Source organism: Streptomyces sp. NPDC002574 (assembly GCF_042889545.1).
Classification (GTDB): Bacteria; Actinomycetota; Actinomycetes; order Streptomycetales; family Streptomycetaceae; genus Actinacidiphila.
Genome location: NZ_JBIARB010000010.1, coordinates 318091 through 336472, shown reverse-complemented (window position 1 = coordinate 336472; position 18382 = coordinate 318091). Strand labels below are relative to the sequence as shown.

The 18382-nt window shown below is 72.3% G+C and carries 16 protein-coding genes; 2 read left to right on the top strand and 14 right to left on the bottom strand.

What is annotated here, in order from left to right:
• Positions 1–334: 334 nt before the first annotated feature.
• The 8 genes from ACFYXS_RS26160 to ACFYXS_RS26125 all read right to left on the bottom strand — a co-directional run bounded on the left by ACFYXS_RS26160 (position 335) and on the right by ACFYXS_RS26125 (position 7666).
• Positions 335–943: a DNA-binding response regulator gene (locus ACFYXS_RS26160; RefSeq protein WP_389252273.1), complete on the bottom strand. Its 609-nt coding sequence runs from the start codon at positions 941–943 to the stop codon at positions 335–337.
• On the bottom strand, positions 921–2147 hold the full coding sequence (locus ACFYXS_RS26155; RefSeq protein WP_389252270.1) for a sensor histidine kinase: 1227 nt from the start codon (positions 2145–2147) through the stop codon (positions 921–923). The genes ACFYXS_RS26160 and ACFYXS_RS26155 overlap by 23 nt, the downstream gene beginning before the upstream one ends.
• Positions 2148–2167: 20 nt before the next feature.
• Positions 2168–2881 (bottom strand): ABC transporter permease, encoded by a 714-nt coding sequence (locus ACFYXS_RS26150; protein ID WP_389252268.1) that lies wholly within the window; start codon positions 2879–2881, stop codon positions 2168–2170.
• The gene (locus ACFYXS_RS26145) at positions 2878–3822 is read right to left on the bottom strand and encodes an ABC transporter ATP-binding protein (protein WP_389252266.1); all 945 of its coding nucleotides are present in this window, start codon (positions 3820–3822) and stop codon (positions 2878–2880) included. The genes ACFYXS_RS26150 and ACFYXS_RS26145 overlap by 4 nt, the downstream gene beginning before the upstream one ends.
• Positions 3823–3951: 129 nt before the next feature.
• Positions 3952–5994, bottom strand: coding sequence for a hypothetical protein (locus tag ACFYXS_RS26140; protein ID WP_389252264.1), 2043 nt, complete (start codon positions 5992–5994; stop codon positions 3952–3954).
• Between the two features lie 214 nt (positions 5995–6208).
• Entirely contained in the window at positions 6209–6565 is a 357-nt protein-coding gene (locus tag ACFYXS_RS26135) for a DUF6113 family protein (protein ID WP_389252262.1), read from the bottom strand.
• Positions 6562–7455: an N-acetyl-1-D-myo-inositol-2-amino-2-deoxy-alpha-D-glucopyranoside deacetylase gene (gene mshB, locus ACFYXS_RS26130; RefSeq protein ID WP_389252260.1), complete on the bottom strand. Its 894-nt coding sequence runs from the start codon at positions 7453–7455 to the stop codon at positions 6562–6564. Before mshB ends, ACFYXS_RS26135 begins: the two co-directional genes overlap by 4 nt.
• A gap of 16 nt (positions 7456–7471) precedes the next feature.
• Complete coding sequence (locus tag ACFYXS_RS26125) at positions 7472–7666, bottom strand: hypothetical protein (protein WP_319665541.1); 195 nt, start codon at positions 7664–7666, stop codon at positions 7472–7474.
• Positions 7667–7857: 191 nt separating this feature from the next.
• Here ACFYXS_RS26125 and ACFYXS_RS26120 point away from each other — a divergent pair, with 191 nt between their 5' ends.
• Positions 7858–10002 carry an alpha/beta fold hydrolase gene (locus tag ACFYXS_RS26120; protein ID WP_389252257.1) on the top strand — a complete coding sequence of 715 codons (2145 nt, stop codon included), beginning with the start codon at positions 7858–7860 and terminating at the stop codon, positions 10000–10002.
• On the opposite strand, the gene ACFYXS_RS26115 is transcribed toward ACFYXS_RS26120, so the two are convergent.
• From ACFYXS_RS26115 to ACFYXS_RS26090, 6 genes are all read right to left on the bottom strand, one after another.
• Positions 9999–11024 carry a hypothetical protein gene (locus ACFYXS_RS26115; protein WP_389252255.1) on the bottom strand — a complete coding sequence of 342 codons (1026 nt, stop codon included), beginning with the start codon at positions 11022–11024 and terminating at the stop codon, positions 9999–10001. The genes ACFYXS_RS26120 and ACFYXS_RS26115 overlap by 4 nt on opposite strands.
• Before the next feature lie 216 nt (positions 11025–11240).
• Entirely contained in the window at positions 11241–12290 is a 1050-nt protein-coding gene (locus ACFYXS_RS26110) for an ABC transporter ATP-binding protein (protein ID WP_389252253.1), read from the bottom strand.
• Positions 12274–13302 (bottom strand): ABC transporter ATP-binding protein, encoded by a 1029-nt coding sequence (locus tag ACFYXS_RS26105; protein ID WP_389252305.1) that lies wholly within the window; start codon positions 13300–13302, stop codon positions 12274–12276. The genes ACFYXS_RS26110 and ACFYXS_RS26105 overlap by 17 nt, the downstream gene beginning before the upstream one ends.
• A 14-nt stretch (positions 13303–13316) precedes the next feature.
• Positions 13317–14309 (bottom strand): ABC transporter permease, encoded by a 993-nt coding sequence (locus ACFYXS_RS26100; protein ID WP_389252251.1) that lies wholly within the window; start codon positions 14307–14309, stop codon positions 13317–13319.
• A 61-nt stretch (positions 14310–14370) separates the two neighbouring features.
• Positions 14371–15294, bottom strand: a complete 924-nt coding sequence (locus ACFYXS_RS26095) for an ABC transporter permease (protein ID WP_389252249.1) — start codon at positions 15292–15294, stop codon at positions 14371–14373.
• A gap of 6 nt (positions 15295–15300) precedes the next feature.
• The gene (locus ACFYXS_RS26090; protein WP_389252247.1) at positions 15301–16941 is read right to left on the bottom strand and encodes an ABC transporter substrate-binding protein; all 1641 of its coding nucleotides are present in this window, start codon (positions 16939–16941) and stop codon (positions 15301–15303) included.
• Between the two features lie 407 nt (positions 16942–17348).
• Here ACFYXS_RS26090 and ACFYXS_RS26085 point away from each other — a divergent pair, with 407 nt between their 5' ends.
• Positions 17349–18329, top strand: a complete 981-nt coding sequence (locus ACFYXS_RS26085) for an ABC transporter permease (protein WP_389252245.1) — start codon at positions 17349–17351, stop codon at positions 18327–18329.
• The last annotated feature ends 53 nt before the right edge of the window (positions 18330–18382 follow it).

Below are 18382 nucleotides of genomic sequence, written 5' to 3'. Positions count from 1 at the left end.
TGCTCCGAGACGGAACCTTCTACGAACCGCGCCTCTCCTAAACAACCGTCGCATGACCAGCTCAGGCTTGCCGAAGGACATAGAGGCACCCCCCCCACTGGGGATCAGGCGCATGACGAGACAGAGGGGGCGGGGGTGGAGGGGTGGGCGTTCTGGACTGTGGAGCATATTTGGGTGCATGACCCGGGGTGATCAAGGAACAGTTCCCGAGGCACCGAAATGTGCTGTCCAGAATGGCCGGCCCCGGAGGCCCCGAACCCGGCACCCCCCACAACACGCGCCGGGGCGCCTGACTTCACAGGGCACACGGGCGGGAGGGCGGGGAAAGGCCAGGTCAGAGCCAGCCGCGGTCGAGCGCGATACGCACCGCCTCCGCGCGATTACGCGCCCCCGTTTTCTGGATGGCCGTGGAGAGGTAGTTGCGTACCGTCCCCTCGGAGAGGTGAAGCCGGCGCGCGATCTCCACGTTGAGCGAGCCATCCGCCGCGGCCCGCAGAACGTCCCGCTCGCGCGCGGTGAGCGGATCCGCCCCGCCGCTGAGGGCGGCCGCCGCGAGCGCGGGGTCGATGACCTTCTCCCCGCGCAGGACGCGGCGCACCGCGTCCGCGAGCCGCGCCGCGGGGGCGTCCTTGACCAGGAACGCGTCGGCGCCGGCCTCCATCGCGCGCCGCAGGTAGCCGGGGCGCCCGAAGGTGGTGACGATGACGACCCGCACGTGCGGCAGCTCGGCCCGGAGCGCGGCCGCCGCGTCGAGGCCGGTCATGGTGCCGGGCATCTCGATGTCGAGGAGCGCGACGTCCGCCTCCGCGGCGCGCGCGGCCGCGACGGCGTCCTCGCCGCGGGAGACCTGGGCGACGACCTCGATGTCCTCCTCCAGCCCCAGCAGCGCGGCCAGTGCCTCGCGCACCATCGACTGGTCCTCAGCCAGCAGCACCCGGATCATGGGCGGCAGCGTAGCCCGCCGGGACGAACGCGCGGAGGGTGAACCCGCGTCCGCCCTCCGTCTCCAAGCGGCCGCCGGCCAGCAGGAGCCGTTCCTCCAGCCCTGTGAGGCCGTTGCCGCGTGCGGCGCCGCCGGGGCCGGCGAGGCCGCGCCCGTCGTCGGAGACGGTCAGGCAGACCGTTCCGCCGTCCCCGCCCCCGTCCCCGTCCGCGCCCTCGCCGACGGCGACAGCGCACCGCCGGGCGCCGCTGTGCCGTACGACGTTGGTGACGGCCTCGCGCAGGGCCCAGGCGAGGGCGGCCTCCGCCTCGGGGGTCAGCGGGGCGGTCACCTCGGCGGGCAGGTCGGCGCGGATGCCGGCGGTCCGCAGGGCGCCGCGGGCCGCGATCAGCTCGTCGGGGAGGTTGGCCCGCCGGTAGCCGCTGACGGCCTCGCGGACGTCGACGAGGGCCTGCCGGCTGACCCGCTCGATGTCGGCGACCTGCGCGGCGGCGTCCCCGGGCCGGTCGGGCAGCATGCGCCCGGCGAGTTCGCTCTTGAGGGTGATCAAGGACAGCGAGTGCCCCAGCAGGTCGTGCAGGTCGCGGGCGAGCCGCAGCCGCTCCTCGGTGGCGGCCAGCTGCGCGATGGTCTCGCGGGCCTCGCGCAGTTCCCGGGTGGTGCGGACCAGTTGCCGCACGCCCGTCATGGCGAAGCCGCCGAGCATGCACGGCACGAGGAGCGAGACGAGCGTGATGCCGTCCGCGCCGTGCGGCCAGGCGCACAGCGCGAGCACCGCGGTGACCCCGGGGATCGCCCAGCGCGCCTGGCGGCCGGGCAGGACCGCGCCGCAGCCGACCGACAGGTAGACGAAGAGCACGAGGAACGCGCTGCCGAGGGTGAGCCCCAGGACCAGGGCGAACACCCCGAGCAGCCCCAGCACCCCGTACACCCAGGGCGGCTGCTGGTCGGCGTTGGTCCGCCGGAAGACCAGGCCGAGGTAGAGCGTGACGTACACGGCGAGGCCGGCCCAGCCCAGCGCGGTGGCGAGCAGGCCGTGCCCGCCGTCGGCCAGATCGCTGACCGGGGAGCCCAGGTAGAGCATCCACATCGCGATCCAGATCAGCTTCACGAATGCCTGCCGGCGGTTCTCCGGTGCCCGGCCGATCGCCGTGGTGTCGTCCGCCCGGACGGCCTCCCGCCGGCGCGTCGCTCCCGCGGTCACGTCACGCTCCCTCCCGGCCCTCAGGCCTTCGCGGTGTCCTTGCGGTACATCCAAGCGGCTGTGCCCGCGAAGAGCACCAGGTAGACCACGAGCACCGCCACGTCGCGCAGGTGCGGGGCGTGGCCGAGCTCGACGGCCTGGCCGAGCGCGGCGTACGGCCGCGCCGGGAGCACGTCCGCGATGTGCCGCAGCCAGCCGGGGAAGGAGCTGTACGGCATCCACAGGCCGCCGAGCAGCGCCATCCCGAAGTAGGCGATCATGGCGACCGGGCGGGCCACGTCCGCGTTCGCGACGTAGCCGATGGCCACGCCCAGCGCGGCGAAGACGAAGCTGCCCGCCCAGCTGGTCAGCAGCACGCCGCCCCACTGCCAGGCGTCCAGCCGCACGCCCTTGACGGCCGCGCCCGCGATCAGGACGAGGACGATCGAGGGCAGGCTGACGGTGGCCGCCGAGGCGATCTTCGCCAGGACGTAGCCGCGGCCGGGCAGCGCGGTCAGCCGCAGCTGGCGGACCCAGCCCTTGTCGCGCTCGCGGGCGATGCGCTCGGAGTTGCCCATGAGCACGGCGGTCATGGCGCCGAAGGCGCACATCGCGACCATGTAGTACGTCACCAGGGAGCTTTTCTGACCTGCCGTCAGGATCAGGAAGAGCAGCACCGGGTAGAGCACCGAGAAGAACATGAACTTGCGGTTGCGCAGGACGCGCAGGATCTCCAGCTTGACCAGCGTCCTCATCGGGCCGCCACATCCTCGTCCTTGGACGCGGCCTTCGGCGCCGCCGATGCCGTGCCGGCGGTGCCGGCGGTGATGGCCAGGAAGGCCTGTTCCAGGCCGAGCCCGGCGACTTCCAGGTGCCGGGGGTAGAGCCCGGCCGCGTAGACGGCGTGCACGGTCGCGTCGGCGTCGGTGGAGCGCAGGCGCACGGTGGAGCCCGTCACTTCGGCCGCCGTGACCCCGGGCAGGGCGAGCAGCACCGCCTCGTCCCAGGCGGTGTCCAGGTCGAAGACGATCCGCCGGGCCCCGGCGCGCGCCTTGATCTCCGAGGCGGTGCCGTCGGCCAGCAGCCGGCCGCCCTGCAGGACGAGCACGCGGTCGGCGACCGCGTCCGCCTCCTCCAGGTAGTGGGTGGCGAACAGCACGGTGCGGCCCTGCCGCACCTGGCCGCGCATGGCGTCCCAGAAGGCCTGGCGCGCGGAGACGTCCATGCCGGTGGTGGGCTCGTCCAGCACCAGCAGGTCGCTCGCCCCCGCGGTCGCGAGGGCGAAGCGCACGCGCTGCTCCTGGCCGCCGGAGAGCTTGTTGACCTTGCGTCCGGCGATCGCCTCCAGGCCGGCGTCCGCGAGCACCTCGGCGACGGGGCGCGGGCGGGGGTGCAGGTCGCAGGCGAGCCGCACGATCTCCCGGACGGTGACGTCCTCCATGAGGCCGCCGCTCTGCAGCACGGCGCCGACCAGCCCGTCGGAGATCGCGCGGCGCGGTGAGCGGCCGAAGATCTCGACGGTGCCGGAGTCGGGGGTGTGCAGGCCCAGCAGCAGGTCCAGGGCGGTGGACTTGCCGGCGCCGTTGGGGCCGAGGAGGGCGACGGTCTCGCCCGGGTGGAGGGTCAGGGTCAGGTCGTCGACGGCCCGTACCGGGCCGAAGCTCTTCGTCACGTGCGTGAACGCGATGGCGGTCATGGCAGCAGAGTCGCCGGTGCGGGGGTGCGCGCGGCAGTGCCCGGCGTCCCGTTCCGCGCATGACAGATGTCATGGGTGTGGCCCCGGTACGGGTACCGGGGCCACACCCGCGACGGAAGGGTCAGGCGGTCAGGAGGTGCCCTCCACGGTGACCGTCTTCTTCGCCGGGTCGTCCGTCCGCAGCGCGGGCAGCATCGCCGAGGCGACGTCCTGCGGGGTGACGGCGGTCTTGCTGCCGTCCCCGCGGGTGACCAGCACGCCGTCGAAAGCGCCGCCGTACAGGCCCTTGAGCACGTCCAGGTCGATCTTCGGGGTCAGGTTGCCCTGCGGGTCCGGGACCATCGACAGGACCTGCGACAGCGAGTGCTCCGGGCTGAACGGGATCTTCTGGCCGCCCGCCTTCACGTACACGAAGCCCGACATCGCGGTCTTGCCGAAGCCGTTGACCGCCGCGTCGAGCGCGGCCTGGGTGACCTTGGGCTCGACCGTGGTGGCCGCCAGCGTGACGAGGCCGGGCTTGCCGCTGGCGACCTGCGTGGCGTAGGCCGCCGTCACCTTGTCCACCGAGCCGTCGACGTCGATGGCCTGGTGCGGCTTGCCGGCGACGGCGACGGCCTTGCCGGACACGAACGTGATCTTGCCCTCGGAGCCGGCTCCGCCGAGCCCGGCGGAGAGCTTCTCCAGCTGCGCGCGGAGCTTGTCCTTGTCGGTGTCCACGACGGGGTCGACCTCGCGGGTGCCGCCGAGGAGCGAGCCGATCACGGTGACCGGGTTGTAGTCGCGGCGTGCCACGTTGCGGACGGTCGCGTCGGTGTCGAGGACGAGACCGGCGGCCGAGGGCTTCAGCTTCCGGGTCTGGTCGCCGACGGTGACGGTGATCGCGGTGTCCTTGCGCGGGCCGAGCTGCGCGTCGAGCGCCGCCGTGGCCTCGTCCTTGGACTTGCCGCCGATGTCGACGCCGTAGACGGTGGTGCCGGCCGGGACGTCGGAGTGGTCCATCAGCAGGCCCGCCGTGTAGGCGATGCCGAGCAGGACCACCACGGCCACGCCCGCCAGTATCAGCTTGGAGCGCCCCTTGGGCTTCGGGGCCGGCTCGTCGTCCTCCTGGAAGTGGTACGCGTCGCCGCCGGCCGGGACCGGGCGGGTCACCGCGGGGCCCGCCGGGGGCACGGCCGGGATGCCGCTGACGACCGTGTCACCGGACAGCCGCTCCCCCGCGGGCGGGAACGCGCCGGGGAAGGGCTCGGTGTGCGGGGCACCGGCCGGGGGGATCCGCATGTCGCCGGTCATCGGGCCCGTGGTGGGGCCGGCCGGGGGCTGGAAGCTGCGGAAGGGCGTGCCGGGGCCACCGGGGCCGGGAGCACCCGGACCGGACGGGCCGCCGGGCCCGCCGGGACCCGGACCGGCCTGGCCGGGGAACGGCCGGGGGCCGGGAGCACCGGGACCACCGGGACCGCCCGGGCCCATGGGCCCGTCGGTGAGGTACGGGATGCCGGGCCGGGGCGCGCCGCCGGGCGCACCGGGGCCACCCGGACGGCCCGGACCGCGCTCCTGGCCGGTGGGCCGCGAGGGCAGCTCGCCGAGCTGCATCGGCTGCGTGATCTCCGGGGCGGCGAAGTCCTGGCCCGGCCCGGGGGCGGGTGCCGGGGCGGGCGGTGCCGCCTCGGGCGTCTGCGGGGCGGGCGTGGCCTTGCGCGGGGCGAACCAGTCGCTGGTCGGCTTCGCGCCGCCCTGCGCCGGGATCTCCGGCTCGGGGGCCGGGGCGGGTGCGGGAACCGGCTCGCCCTGCCCGGTGCCCGGGGCGCCGTTGCCGCCGGCGGCGGTCCATCCCGCGGGCGGCTGCGCCGGCTCCGCGGCGGGGCCGGCGGCCGGGGAGGCGGGGGCCTCGCCCTCCGCGGCGCCGTCGACGGTCGTACGGACCACGACGGGCGGAATCGGCCGGGACCCGGGGATGTTGATCCGGATCCGCGTGGTCAGCGTGGTCTCGGTCCTGGGCTCTCCCGCGGCCGGGGCGCCCGGGGTCTCCCCGTCGGCGGGCGCCTCGTCCCGTGGGCCCTCCTGCGGATGCAGCGACGGAAACGGGCGGGTCCCGTACGGCGGGGTGCCCGAGGGATACGCGGCTCCGCCCCGGCCCTGGTGGCCGGGGGACGGACGGTCAGTTTCACGACTCAATGCAGGCTCTCCCGGTTCGCTTCGCCACCCGTCACGGCCTTCCGCGGGCGGCCCGGCGGCGCGCACCACCATACTGGGCACCGCCGAGGAGTCGCCTGCCGCCGGGGGGAGACCGCCCGTACCAACGGGATGTATGCGACGTCATCCACCAAAACGGACGACACGCGGTTCGTGAGCGGTCAACGCGCGCATCGTAACGGACGGAACGTGGCGCCTATCGTGCCGCAAGTGATCCGCCGCCGGGAGGCCCGGGTTGGGCAAGCGTGGCCGACATCACGCCGGCCATCGCACCGCCCAACAAGTAGATGTACGGGCTGAGTCCATTGGCGAACAGGAAGTCGCCCTCCGGGCGCGCGGAGCTGAGGAAGATCACGGTGAGCAGCCAGACCGCCGCCGGCACCAGAGCCCCCACCCGCCCGCCGGTCAGCTTGCCGCCGCCCCAGAACAGGGCCGCGCAGCCGGCCAGCGCCAGGATCAGCCCGCCGGGGAACCAGGCCGCCTGGACCAGCCCCCCTGCGACGGCCACCACGGCGCCCAGCACGGCCAGCACGACGTACCCGAGAAGCCTCATGCCCCCACCCCCGCGAACAGGTCGTCCTCGAGGCCGTCGGCGACCCCGGGCCCGCCCGTGACCAGACGGTAGTACTCGGCGCCGAAGAGCGGCTGCCCGAGGTCGTTGGAGAGGGCGAAGAACGGGCCGTCCACCGCGATCTGCGTGCTGTGCGCCCGCATGGCCGCCGCCTTGAGCCCGGCGTAGCGGGCCTCGGCGTCGATGCGCGCGGTCACCTCGGAGTCGTCCACGACGCCGGGCACGTCGTCGGCGGTCGCGACGCCCTCGAAGAGGCGGTCCCTGCCGGCCGCGCGCAGCCGCGCGAAGCCCTCCTCGACCTCCGTCCGGGGCAGGCAGTTCCAGTAGACCTTGGCGATCGTGTGCGGGGCGCCGAGGTCGGGCCGGAAGGACGGATCCGCGGCCAGCCCCGCGGCGCGGGTGGCGACCCGGTGCGCCTGGATGTGGTCGGGGTGGCCGTAGCCGCCGTTCTGGTCGTACGTGACGAGCACCTGCGGCCGAATCTCGCGGATCACCTCCACCAGGTACGAGGCCGCCTGGTCGAGGTCCGCCTGCCAGAAGCAGTCCGGCCGCTCGTTCTGCGGGACGCCCATCATCCCCGAGTCCCGGTACCGGCCGGGACCGCCGAGGAACCGGTGGTCGGTGACGCCCAGCTCCTTCATGGCGGCCGCCAGTTCACCGATCCGGTGGGTGCCGAGGGTGTCGTCCCGGTCGGCGGCCAGGTGGGCCAGCTCCGGCGGGATCACCTCGCCCTCCTCGCCCAGGGTGCACGTCACGAGCGTCACGTGGGCCCCCTCGGCGGCGTACTTGGCCATGGTGGCGCCATTGTTGATCGACTCGTCGTCGGGGTGTGCGTGGACGAGGAGCAGTCGGCGGGCGGGCGTCGCGGTCATGGGAAGAGCCTACGGCTCAGAACTTGAAGTCCCCGATCATGCCCGCGACGTTGTTGGTCAGGTCCCTGATCGTCGGGGCGATCGACGAACTCGCCAGATAGAAGCCGAGCAGTACGCAGACCACCGCATGCCCCGCCTTCAGCCCGGACTTCCGGACGAGCAGGAACACGACGATCAGCAGCAGCAGCACCGCCGAAATCGAGAGTGCCACAGCGGCTCACCTCCAGGGCCTCAGGGTCGCGACAGCAGTTGCCAACCGGTTGTTACCCACTCTCGGCAATGGATCATAACTTTGTGGTGGACCGCATAGGTCGGTGCACGGGAGCACGCGGGGGCGCATGGCCGGTTCTCGCGGGTGCGCGCGCCGGGCCCGCCGACCGGCCCGGTGGGAGACTCCCCCTCATGACGCAATCGCTCTCCTTCCCGCGGCAGTACGCCCGCACGCAGCGGTTCTCGCTCGGCGCCCCGCGCGCCTTCTCCGTCTCACCGGACGGCGGGCGCATCGCCTTCCTGCGCTCCCGTTCCGGCACCGACCGCTCGCACCTGCTGTGGGTGCTGGACCTGTCCGGCGACGGCGCCGCGGCCGAGCGGGTCGCGGCCGACCCGGCGGCGCTGCTCGCCGGTGCGGACGAGGAACTGTCGCCGCAGGAGCGGGCGCGGCGCGAGCGCAGCCGTGAGGGTTCGGCGGGCATCGTGGCGTACGCGACGGACGACGCGGTGGAACGGGCCGCGTTCGCCTTGTCCGGGCGGCTGTTCACGGCGGAACTGACCGCGGGCACCGCCCGGGAGATCGCGGTGCCGGGCCCGGTGGCGGACCCCCGCCCGTCGCCCGACGGCCGCCGGGTGGCCTATGTGGCGGACGGCGCGCTGCGCGTGGTGGACGCGGACGGCGGCGGGGACCGCGCGCTGGCCGGGCCGGAGGGCCCCGGCATCACGTACGGGTTGGCGGAATTCGTCGCCGCCGAGGAGATGTCCCGCGGCCGCGGTTTCTGGTGGGCACCGGACGGCGCCGCCCTGCTCGCCGCCCGGGTGGACGAGGCCCCGGTGCGGCGGTGGTGGATCGCCGACCCCGCCAACCCCGGGCAGGAGCCGGCCGAGGTCGCCTACCCGGCCGCCGGAACACCGAACGCCGAGGTCACGCTGGTACTGCTGACCCTGGACGGCGCTGCCACGCCCGTGGAGTGGGACCGGGAGCGCTATCCGTACCTCGCGCGGGTGCACTGGTCGGCGGCCGGCCCGCCGCTGCTGCTGGTGCAGGCACGGGACCAGCGCGAGCAGGTGTACCTGGCGGTCGACACGGCCACCGGCGGCACCCGCGAGGTGCACCGCGAGCGGGATGAAATCTGGCTTGATCTTTTCGGTGGGGTGCCGGTCTGGGCGAGCGGTGAGCGCCTGGTCCGGATCACCGACGAGAGCGGCGCGCGATGTCTGGTCGTGGGTGAACACGCCTTCACCGGACCGGAGTTGCACGTGCGTTCGGTGCTCGGCAGCGACGGGGACGGGTTCCTCCTGACCGCCTCGGCGGGGGCCGCGGCCAAGGACCCGGAAACCGGCCAGATCCACGTGTACCGGGCGGACGGCGGGCCCGGCGGCCCGGTCCGGCTCACCGGCACGGCGGGTGTCCACTCGGCGGTGCGCTCGGGCGCCGTCACGGTGCTGACATCCGCCTCGCTGGAGGAGCCGGGCGCGACCGCGCGCGTGCTGCGCGACGGGGCGGAGGTCGCCGTGATCGCCTCCTACGCCGAGACCCCCGTACTGACCGCCCGCCCCGCGCTCACCACCGCGGGCGCGCGGGACATCCCCGCGGCCGTCCTGCTGCCCTCCGGCCACCGGGACGGCGACGGCCCGCTGCCCGTACTCATGGACCCCTACGGCGGCCCGCACGGCCAGATGGTGGTGCACGCCCAGCGCACCTACCTGCAGGCGCAGTGGCTCGCCGACCAGGGCTTCGCGGTGGTCGTCGCCGACGGCCGCGGCACCCCGGGGCACTCCCCCGCCTGGGAGAAGGCGATCGCCGGCGACTTCGCCGGGGTCACCCTCGACGACCAGGTCGACGCGCTGCACGCACTCGCCGAGCGCTACCCGCTGGACCTGGGCCGGGTCGCCATCCGCGGCTGGTCGTACGGCGGTTACCTCGCCGCGCTGGCGGTGCTGCGCCGTCCGGACGTCTTCCACGCGGGCGTGGCCGGCGCCCCGGTCACCGACTGGCGGCTGTACGACACCCACTACACCGAGCGCTACCTCGGCGACCCCGGACAGCAGGCCGCCGTGTACGCCGCCAACTCCCTCGTCACCGACGCCGGGCTGTCCGCCCCCGCGGAGCGCGTGCGGCCGCTGATGGTCATCCACGGCCTCGCGGACGACAACGTGGTCGCCGCCCACACCCTGCGGCTGTCCTCCGCCCTGCTGGCCGCCGGGCGCCCGCACGAGGTCCTCCCGCTGTCCGGGGTGACCCACATGACCCCGCAGGAGCAGGTCGCCGAGAACCTGCTGCTGCTCCAGGTCGCCTTCCTCAAGCGGGCCCTGGGGCTGGACACCAGGGCCTAGCTGTACGGGGGTTCGCGCAGGTACGCCGCCCGGGCCTCCCCGGGCGGCATGCCGGGGGGCGGTCCGTAGGCGTCGACGACGGGCAGGACGGCCGTCCGGTCGAACAGCGGCATGCTCAGGTTGTCGGCGGCCGGCACCACCTCCGCGTCCGCGAAGGGGTCGCCCTCCGGCACCCCGTCCCAGTCCGGCCGCCGTGGGATCAGCAGCAGGACGGCCACCACGGCCGCGGCCGCCGAGAAGCCGGCCGCGAAGTCGGCGCCGGACAGCGTCTGGAGCCGGAAGGTGACGAGCACCGGGGCCGCGACGGCGCCCAGCAGGCAGGCGACCGAGATGCCCAGCGGCCGGGAGAACGGCGCCCGCGCCAGCGCGGCCGTCCCGGCGGCAGCGGCCAGGGCCGCACTCGCCCAGGCCTGCCAGTCGAAGGGCGCGCCCAGCTGCGAGTTGACGAGGTAGCCGCCGACGGCCGTGCGGAACAGGAAGCTCGGCGGCAGGGGCGTGGCGGCCGGATCGCCGTGGGTGCGGGTGAACTCCCAGATGCCCGTGATCGCCGCGGCGACCAGCAGCAGCAGTCCCGCGAGCACCCCGGCGGCGGGCCGAGGCGGCGCGGGGGCGTCCGTGCCGTTGCGGCGCACCACCAGGAGCAGCAGGAGCGCCCCGGCCACCTGCCCGCCCGCGGTGAGCAGCAACGGCCCCTGCAGGCCCCGCAGGACGCCGCCGGAGGCGGGGGCCAGGAGGAGCGCCGCGGGAGTGCGCAGCGCCAGGGTGATCACGGCGGCGGCCCCGAGGACCCCCACGCCGCCGGGCCGGAAGGCGGCCACCGCGCCGGCCGCGTACAGCCCGAGCAGCAGCAGGTCCACGGTGGAGGTGATCATCGGCGCCCCGCCGACCGGCACCCCGAGCCCGGTCCACACCCTGATGGCGCCCTCCGCCCGGAACTGGGTGAGGTCCTGCGCCACCCAGACGGCCTCGGCCGCTGCCAGAGCAGCACAGATCACGCCTCCGAGCCGATACGTCTGCCGCATGGCCACCTCCCAGGCCCCTCCGGCAGCAGTGTCCTTGCGTTCCCAGGGGATACGTGGCGCGACCGCCCCGCGTTCAACGCGGGGTCCTGCGGTGGCCGGCCGGGGCGGCGCGAGGCCACCCCGGCCGGCGGACGGCACCCGCACGGCCGTACGGCGCTCAGCCTGGCGGGCGCGTATATCGCCGGCGGGTCGGCCGGGTTGCCCGCGTGTTAAGGCTCATTCGCCCGCGGGGTCCGCGGGCACCACGGTCTTCTCCTCCGCGAAGTGGCAGGCGCTGGCGTGCGCCGCCGGGGAGTCCAGGCCGCGGAAGACGGCGGGGACGGCGAGTTCGGGCACCTCCAGGGCGCAGCGTTCCTCGGCCTTCCAGCAGCGGGTGCGGAAGCGGCATCCGGAGGGCGGGTCCGCCGGGGAGGGGACGTCGCCGGAGAGCAGGATGCGCTCGCGGTGTTCGCGGGCCTCCGGGTCGGGCACGGGGACGGCGGAGAGCAGGGCCTGGGTGTAGGGGTGGGTGGGGTGCTCGTAGATCTGGGTGTCGTCGCCGGTCTCGACGATCCGGCCGAGGTACATCACCGCGACGCGGTCGGAGATGTGCCGGACGATGGACAGGTCGTGCGCGATGAAGAGGTAGGCCAGGTCGAACTCGTCCTGCAGCTTCTCCATCAGGTTGACGACCTGGGCCTGGACGGAGACGTCCAGCGCCGAGACCGGTTCGTCGGCGACGATGATCTCCGGGCGCAGTGCCAGGCCGCGGGCGATGCCGATGCGCTGCCGCTGGCCGCCGGAGAACTGGTGCGGGTAGCGATTGATGTACTCCGGGTTGAGGCCGACGACGTCCAGCAGTTCCTGCACCTTGCGCCGGCGTTCGCTCTTGGGGGCGACCTCGGGGTGGATGTCGTAGGGCTCGCCGATGATGTCGCCGACCGTCATGCGCGGGTTCAGCGAGGTGTACGGGTCCTGGAAGACCATCTGGATGTTGCGGCGCACCGCCTTCAGGGCGCGCCCGGACAGCCGGGTGATGTCCTCGCCCTTGTAGAGGATGCGGCCCGCGGTGGCCTGCTCCAGATTGACCAGCAGCCGGGCGACGGTGGACTTGCCGCAGCCGGACTCCCCCACGATGCCCAGGGTCTCGCCCTTGCGGAGGTCGAAGTCGACGCCGTCGACGGCCTTGACCGCGCCGACCTGCTTCTTGAACAGGATGCCCTGGGTCAGCGGGAAGTGCTTGACCAGCCCGCGCACTTGGAGAATCGGTTCAGTGCTCGTGCCCACCGAGGCACTCCCTCCAGAAGTGGCATGCGCTGCCGCGGGTGGGGCTCACCGGGTACAGCTCGGGTTCGTCCGTGCGGCACACCTCGCGGGCCATCGGGCAGCGGGGGTGGAAGGCGCAGCCGGGCGGGATGTGCAGCAGGTTCGGCGGCAGGCCCTTGATCGCGTAGAGCTCCCGGCCCTTGTGGTCCAGGCGCGGGATCGACGCCAGCAGGCCCCTGGTGTACGGGTGGGCGGGGCGCTTGTAGATCTCGTGCACGGGGGCGGACTCCACGATGCGCCCCGCGTACATGACGGCGATGTGGTCGGCGACGTCGGCGACCACGCCGAGGTCGTGGGTGATGAGGATCAGGCCCATCCCGTACTCGCGCTGGAGCTCTGCCAGCAGCTCCATCACCTGGGCCTGGACGGTGACGTCCAGGGCGGTGGTCGGCTCGTCCGCGATGATCAGGTCGGGTTCGAGGGCGAGTGCCATGGCGATCATGACGCGCTGCCGCATGCCGCCGGAGAACTGGTGCGGGTACTGGCCCACCCGCTCCTTCGCCGCCGGGATGCGGACCCGGTCCATCAGCTCGACGGCCTTGGCCTTGGCCGCCTTGCGGGACATGCCCTGGTGCACCCGGAACATCTCGCCGAGCTGGTCGCCCACCGTCAGCACGGGGTTGAGCGAGGACAGCGCGTCCTGGAAGATCATCGCCATCCGGGCGCCGCGGACCCTGCGGCGCTCCTCGCCGCTCATCGTCAGCAGGTCCCGGCCCTGGAAGAGGATCTCGCCCCGGGTGACGTAGCCGGGCGGCGAGTCCAGGATGCCCATCACGGCCTGCGCGGTCACCGACTTGCCGCTGCCGGACTCGCCGAGCACCGCGAGCGTCTGGTGGGACCGCACCGAGTAGCTGACGCCGTTGACGGCCTTGGCGACGCCGTCCCGGGTGCGGAACTCCACGTGCAGGTCGCGGACGTCGAGCAGCGGCGCCCCGCCGTCCGCCGGCTCCCGCTCCTCGACCGGGTCGGCCATCACGCCTCCGTCCATCAGCGCAGCTTGGGGTCGAGGGCGTCGCGGACCGCGTCGCCGAGCATGATGAAGGCCAGCACCGTCACGCTCAGCGCGCCGGCCGGCCAGAGCAGCATGTGCGGCGCGTTGCGGATCTGCGTCGACGCCTGGGAGATGTCGATGCCCCAGGACACCGTGGGCGGCTTCAGGCCGACGCCGAGGTAGGACAAGGTGGCCTCCAGCGCGATGTACGTGCCGAGCGCGATGGTCGCGACGACGATGACCGGCGCCACCGCGTTGGGCGCGATGTGCCGCAGCAGGATGCGCCCGTTGCCGGCGCCCAGCGCCCGGGCCGCCTGCACGTAGTCGTTGTGTTTGGCGGTGATGACCGCGCCGCGCGCGATACGGCCGATCTGCGGCCAGCCCAGCAGCACGATGAAGCCGACCACCGGCCAGACCGTGGAGTTGGTGATCACCGACAGGAAGACCAGGCCGCCCAGCACGATGGGGATGCCGAAGAAGATGTCGCTGACCCGCGACAGCACCGCGTCCGGCCACTGGCCGAAGAAGCCCGCCAGGCCCCCGAGGAGGCTGCCGAGCAGCGCGGCGCCGACGGTGGCGCAGATGCCGACGGTGACCGAGGCGCGGGCGCCGTACACGACCCGGGTGTAGACGTCGCAGCCCTGGTTGTCGAAACCGAAGGGATGGCCCGGCGACGATCCCTTCTGGGAGTTGGCGAGGTCGCAGCTGAGCGGATTGCCGTCGGCGATCAGCTGCGGCCGGATCGCGATGACGACCAGGAACACGATGACGAGCGCGGAGAGCAGGAAGACCGGGTTCCGCCGCAGGTCCCGCCACGCGTCCGACCACAGACTGCGCGGCTTGTCCGCGACGGACGGCCCGGGCCCGCCCAGGTGCCCGGCGGGAGGCTCCTCCAGGCTGCGCGCCTCGTCCTGCCCGAGCTCCATCGCGGCGCCGGTGCCACCGGCCGGTTCCAGGGCCTCGTCGGGGTGGTTGCGGGGTTCGGGCATGGTGGTTCCTCGGCTCGGGCGGGAGGGGCTGCCGGTTCGCTCCGGGTCGCCGCCGCCCGGCTCACGCATAGCGGATCCTCGGGTCGAGCACCGCGTACAGGAGGTCGACGAGGAGGTTCGCCACGAGGAAGACGATGACCAGGATCGTCACGAAGCCGACGACGGTGGCCGAGTCCAGCCGCAGGATGCCCTGGTAGAGCTGGAAGCCGACGCCGCGGATGTTGAAGATGCGCTCGGTGACGATGGCGCCGCCCATCAGGGCCCCGATGTCCGTACCGATGAAGGTGACCACCGGGATGAGGGAGTTGCGCAGCAGATGGCGGGTGACCACCCGGCGGCGCGGCAGCCCCTTGGCCGTGGCGGTGCGCACGTAGTCGGCGCGGGCGTTCTCCACGACGGAGGTGCGGGTCAGCCGGGTGACGTACGCCAGCGAGGTCAGCGCCAGGACCAGGCCCGGGATGACCAGTTCCCCGAACGGCGCCTCGGAGGAGACCGAGGGCGCGATCAGGCCCCATTTGACCCCGAGCAGGTACTGCAGCACGTACCCGGAGACGAACGTCGGGACCGAGATGACGATCAGCGTGGCGAGCAGCGCCGCGGTGTCGACGGGACGGCCGCGGCGCAGCCCGGTGAGCACCCCGAGGCTGATGCCGATGACGATCTCGAAGACGATCGCGATGATCGTCAGGCGCAGGGTGACGGGGAAGGCGCTCCCCATCAGCTCGGTGACCGCCTGGCCGTTGTAGGCCGTGCCGAAGTCGCCCTGGAAGATCTGCCCCATGTAGTGCAGGTACTGCTGCCACAGGGGGTGGTCCAGGTAGAGGTCGTGGCGGATCTGCGCGGCCGTGGCGGGGTCGCACGCGCGGTCCCCGCACTTGGCCTGCACCGGGTCGCCGAGCGCGTACACCATGAAGAAGATCAGCACGGTGGTGCCGATGAACACGGGGATCATCTGCAGCAGCCGGCGGACGACATAGCGTCCCACGGGGCGTCAGCTGACCTTGATCTGGTTGTAGACCGGGACGCTGAACGGATTGAGGGCCACGTCGGACAGCCGGTCCGACCAGCCGGCGCTGCCGTTCTGGTACCAGAGCGCGATGGCCGGAACCTGCTGCGGCAGGATCCGCTCGGCCTCCTTGAAGGTCTCGACGGCCTTGGCGAGGTCGGTCTCGGCGTTGGCCCGGTCGATCAGCTGGTCGAACCGCGGGTTGCCGAAGTGCGAGTCGTTGGACGAGGCGCCGGTGTAGTACAGCGGCTGCAGGAAGTTCTGGATCAGCGGGTAGTCCATCTGCCAGCCGGCCCGGAAGGGGCCCTTCATCTGCTTGTTGACGATCTGGTTGCGGAAGTCGGGGAACGTGCCGACGGGGTTGCCGACGCAGGCCTTGTCGTTGCCCAGGACGTTGTTGATGCTGTTGCAGACGGCGTCGACCCAGTCCTTGTGGGAGCCGCTGTCGGCGTTGTAGGTGATCCTCATGGTGCCGCCGGGGATGCCGCCGGCCTCCTTGATCAGCTTCTTGGCCCGGGCCGGGTCGTAGCTGCAGACGTCGCCGCAGATGGTGTCGTCGAAGCCGCCCTGCGCGCCGAGCACCGGTGAGGTCCAGTCCTTGGCGGGGGTGCGGGTCTTCTGGAAGATCTGCTGGGTGATCTGGTCGCGGTTGATCGCCATCGAGATGCCCTGGCGCAGCTTCGCGGAGTCCGGGCCGGACCAGGCCTTGTCGTACAGCGGGAAGGCGAGGGTCTGGATGATGCCGGCCGGGGTGTTGAGGTAGCGGTCGCCGAGGTCGGACCGGACGTGCCTCAACTGCTGGGCGGGGACGTCGTCGACCAGGTCGAGGTTGCCGGCCTGCAGATCGGTGTAGGCGGTGTTGCTGTCGGTGTAGACCTCCAGGTCCACGCCGCCGTTGACCGCCGCGTCCGCGCCCTTGTAGCCGCTCCACGTGCGCAGCTTCATGGCCTGGCCCCTGGTGTACGACTCGACCTGGTAGGGGCCGTCGCCGACGGGCTTCTTCAGCCAGGCCGCGTGGTCGGTGAAGAAGGTCTTGGGCAGCGGCATGAAGGCGTTGTAGCCGAGGGTGTCGGGCCAGCTGGAGAACTTCTGGTTGAGCTTGACGGTGAAGTTCAGGGCGTCCTTGCGCACCAGGCCGGACATCACCTTGGCCGCCGGGGCGCCACTGGCCGGGTGGACCTTCTCGAAGCCGTCGATGTACGTGAAGAAAGGCGCGTTGATCTGCTTGTTCGTCACCAGTGCCGCGTAGTTCCAGGCGTTGATGAACGAGTCGGAGGTGACCTTCTCACCGTTGCTGAACGTCCAGCCGTCCTTGAGCCTGACCTCGAAGGTCTGGGAGTCCGCGGTCGAGATCGAGTCGGCCACGACGTTCTCGGCGGCCCCGGTCTTCGGGTTGTAGCGCTTCAGGCCGCGGAAGATCATGTCGAGCACCTTGCCGCCCTGCACCTCGTTGGTGTTGGCGGGCTCCAACGGGTTCTGCGGGTCGGTCCACGAAGCGCTGAGCACACCCTTGGCGTCCGGCTCGCCGCCCGTGCCGCCGCCCCCGCCGCCCCCGCAGGCCGTCGCCGTCGCCGCCAGGGCGAGGGCCGTCGCACCGATGGCCCAACCCGCCGCGCTCCGTCGCATCGGATGCCTCCTCAGGGAGCTCTACGCCACACAGGACACCTGAGCCCCCATCAGACCGCAAAGTGGGACATTGTGCACTGCGGCTCACCGGACCGCCCGGGGCCGCCACGACGATGAAGGGTTATCCCTCGGTCCCCTCCCGCCAATAAGGGGTTTCCCGATCGTCGGGTTAAGTTTCGATCAAGAAAATAAAGGATCGATCACGACGAACCGGCCTTCATTGACGTGGGTGTAATTCCGTTGCGAAAGTCCCACTCAACCCGCAAGGGCCGCGCACCCCACTCGCACGACCTGCGGAGACGGATGCGCCCAATGTTTCAGGCGCGCTACACAACTATGCCAGAGCCGGCTGAAACGTAACGTTTAATTTTCTTCATTATGTCGAACCGAGTGAGAGTGTGTGACTCGTGGGCCGTTATCTGCTGCGCCGACTCGTCAACTATCTGGCGCTGGTCCTTATCGCGGCCTCCCTCACCTACGCCCTCGCGGCGCTGAGCCTGAACCCGAGGGCCAACTTCGCCGGCCGCAATCCCCCGGTGGCCGCCGCATCGGTGACGCAGACCCTCAACGAGTACAACCTGAACCCCGACACCCCGATCGTGGTGCGTTTCGCGCACTGGGCCGGCGGAGTGGCGCACGGTGACCTCGGACGGACCGTGACGGGCGGACAGGTCAACGACGAGTTCGCCCGACGGGTGGGGGTGAGCACCCGGCTGCTGCTGATCGCCACGATCCTGGGATCCATCGGCGGTGTCCTGGTGGGCGCCTGGGGAGCCATCAGGCAGTACCGGGCGTCGGACCGGGTCAACACCCTGGCCTCGTTCTTCATCCTGGCCATGCCGGTCCCCGTGATCGCGGTCACGCTCATGCTGTGGTCGATCAACCTCAACGACGCCCTCGGCTTCAAGCTCATCAAATACACCAACGAGTACGACCCGGGTCTCACCAGCACCGGCGACATCCTCCTGAGCCGGGTGCAGCACCTGTTTCTGCCCAGCCTCACCCTGATCCTCATCCAGGTCTCGCTCTACAGCCGCTACCAGCGCAGCACCATGCTCGACGTGCTGGGCAGCGACTTCCTGCGCACCGCGCGGGCCAAGGGCCTCTCCCGGCGGGCCGCGCTGATGAAGCACGGGCTGCGCACCGCCGTCCTGCCGGTGGTCCCCCTGCTGGTCTACAACATCGTGCTCCTGTTCACCGGCGCCACCTTCACCGAGAAGATCTACGGCTGGCACGGCATGGGCGAATGGCTGGTCAACTCGATCAACACCAATGACGTCAACGCGGTGGCCGCGGTCGGCATGTTCACGGCCTTGGTGGTCCTGATCGCGGGCATCCTCTCCGATCTGCTCTACGCGGCGCTCGATCCGCGCGTACGGGTGCGCTGAGCACCGACGCACCCTGCCGCAGCCCCGATCCCGCGTCCTCAGGAGCCCTCACT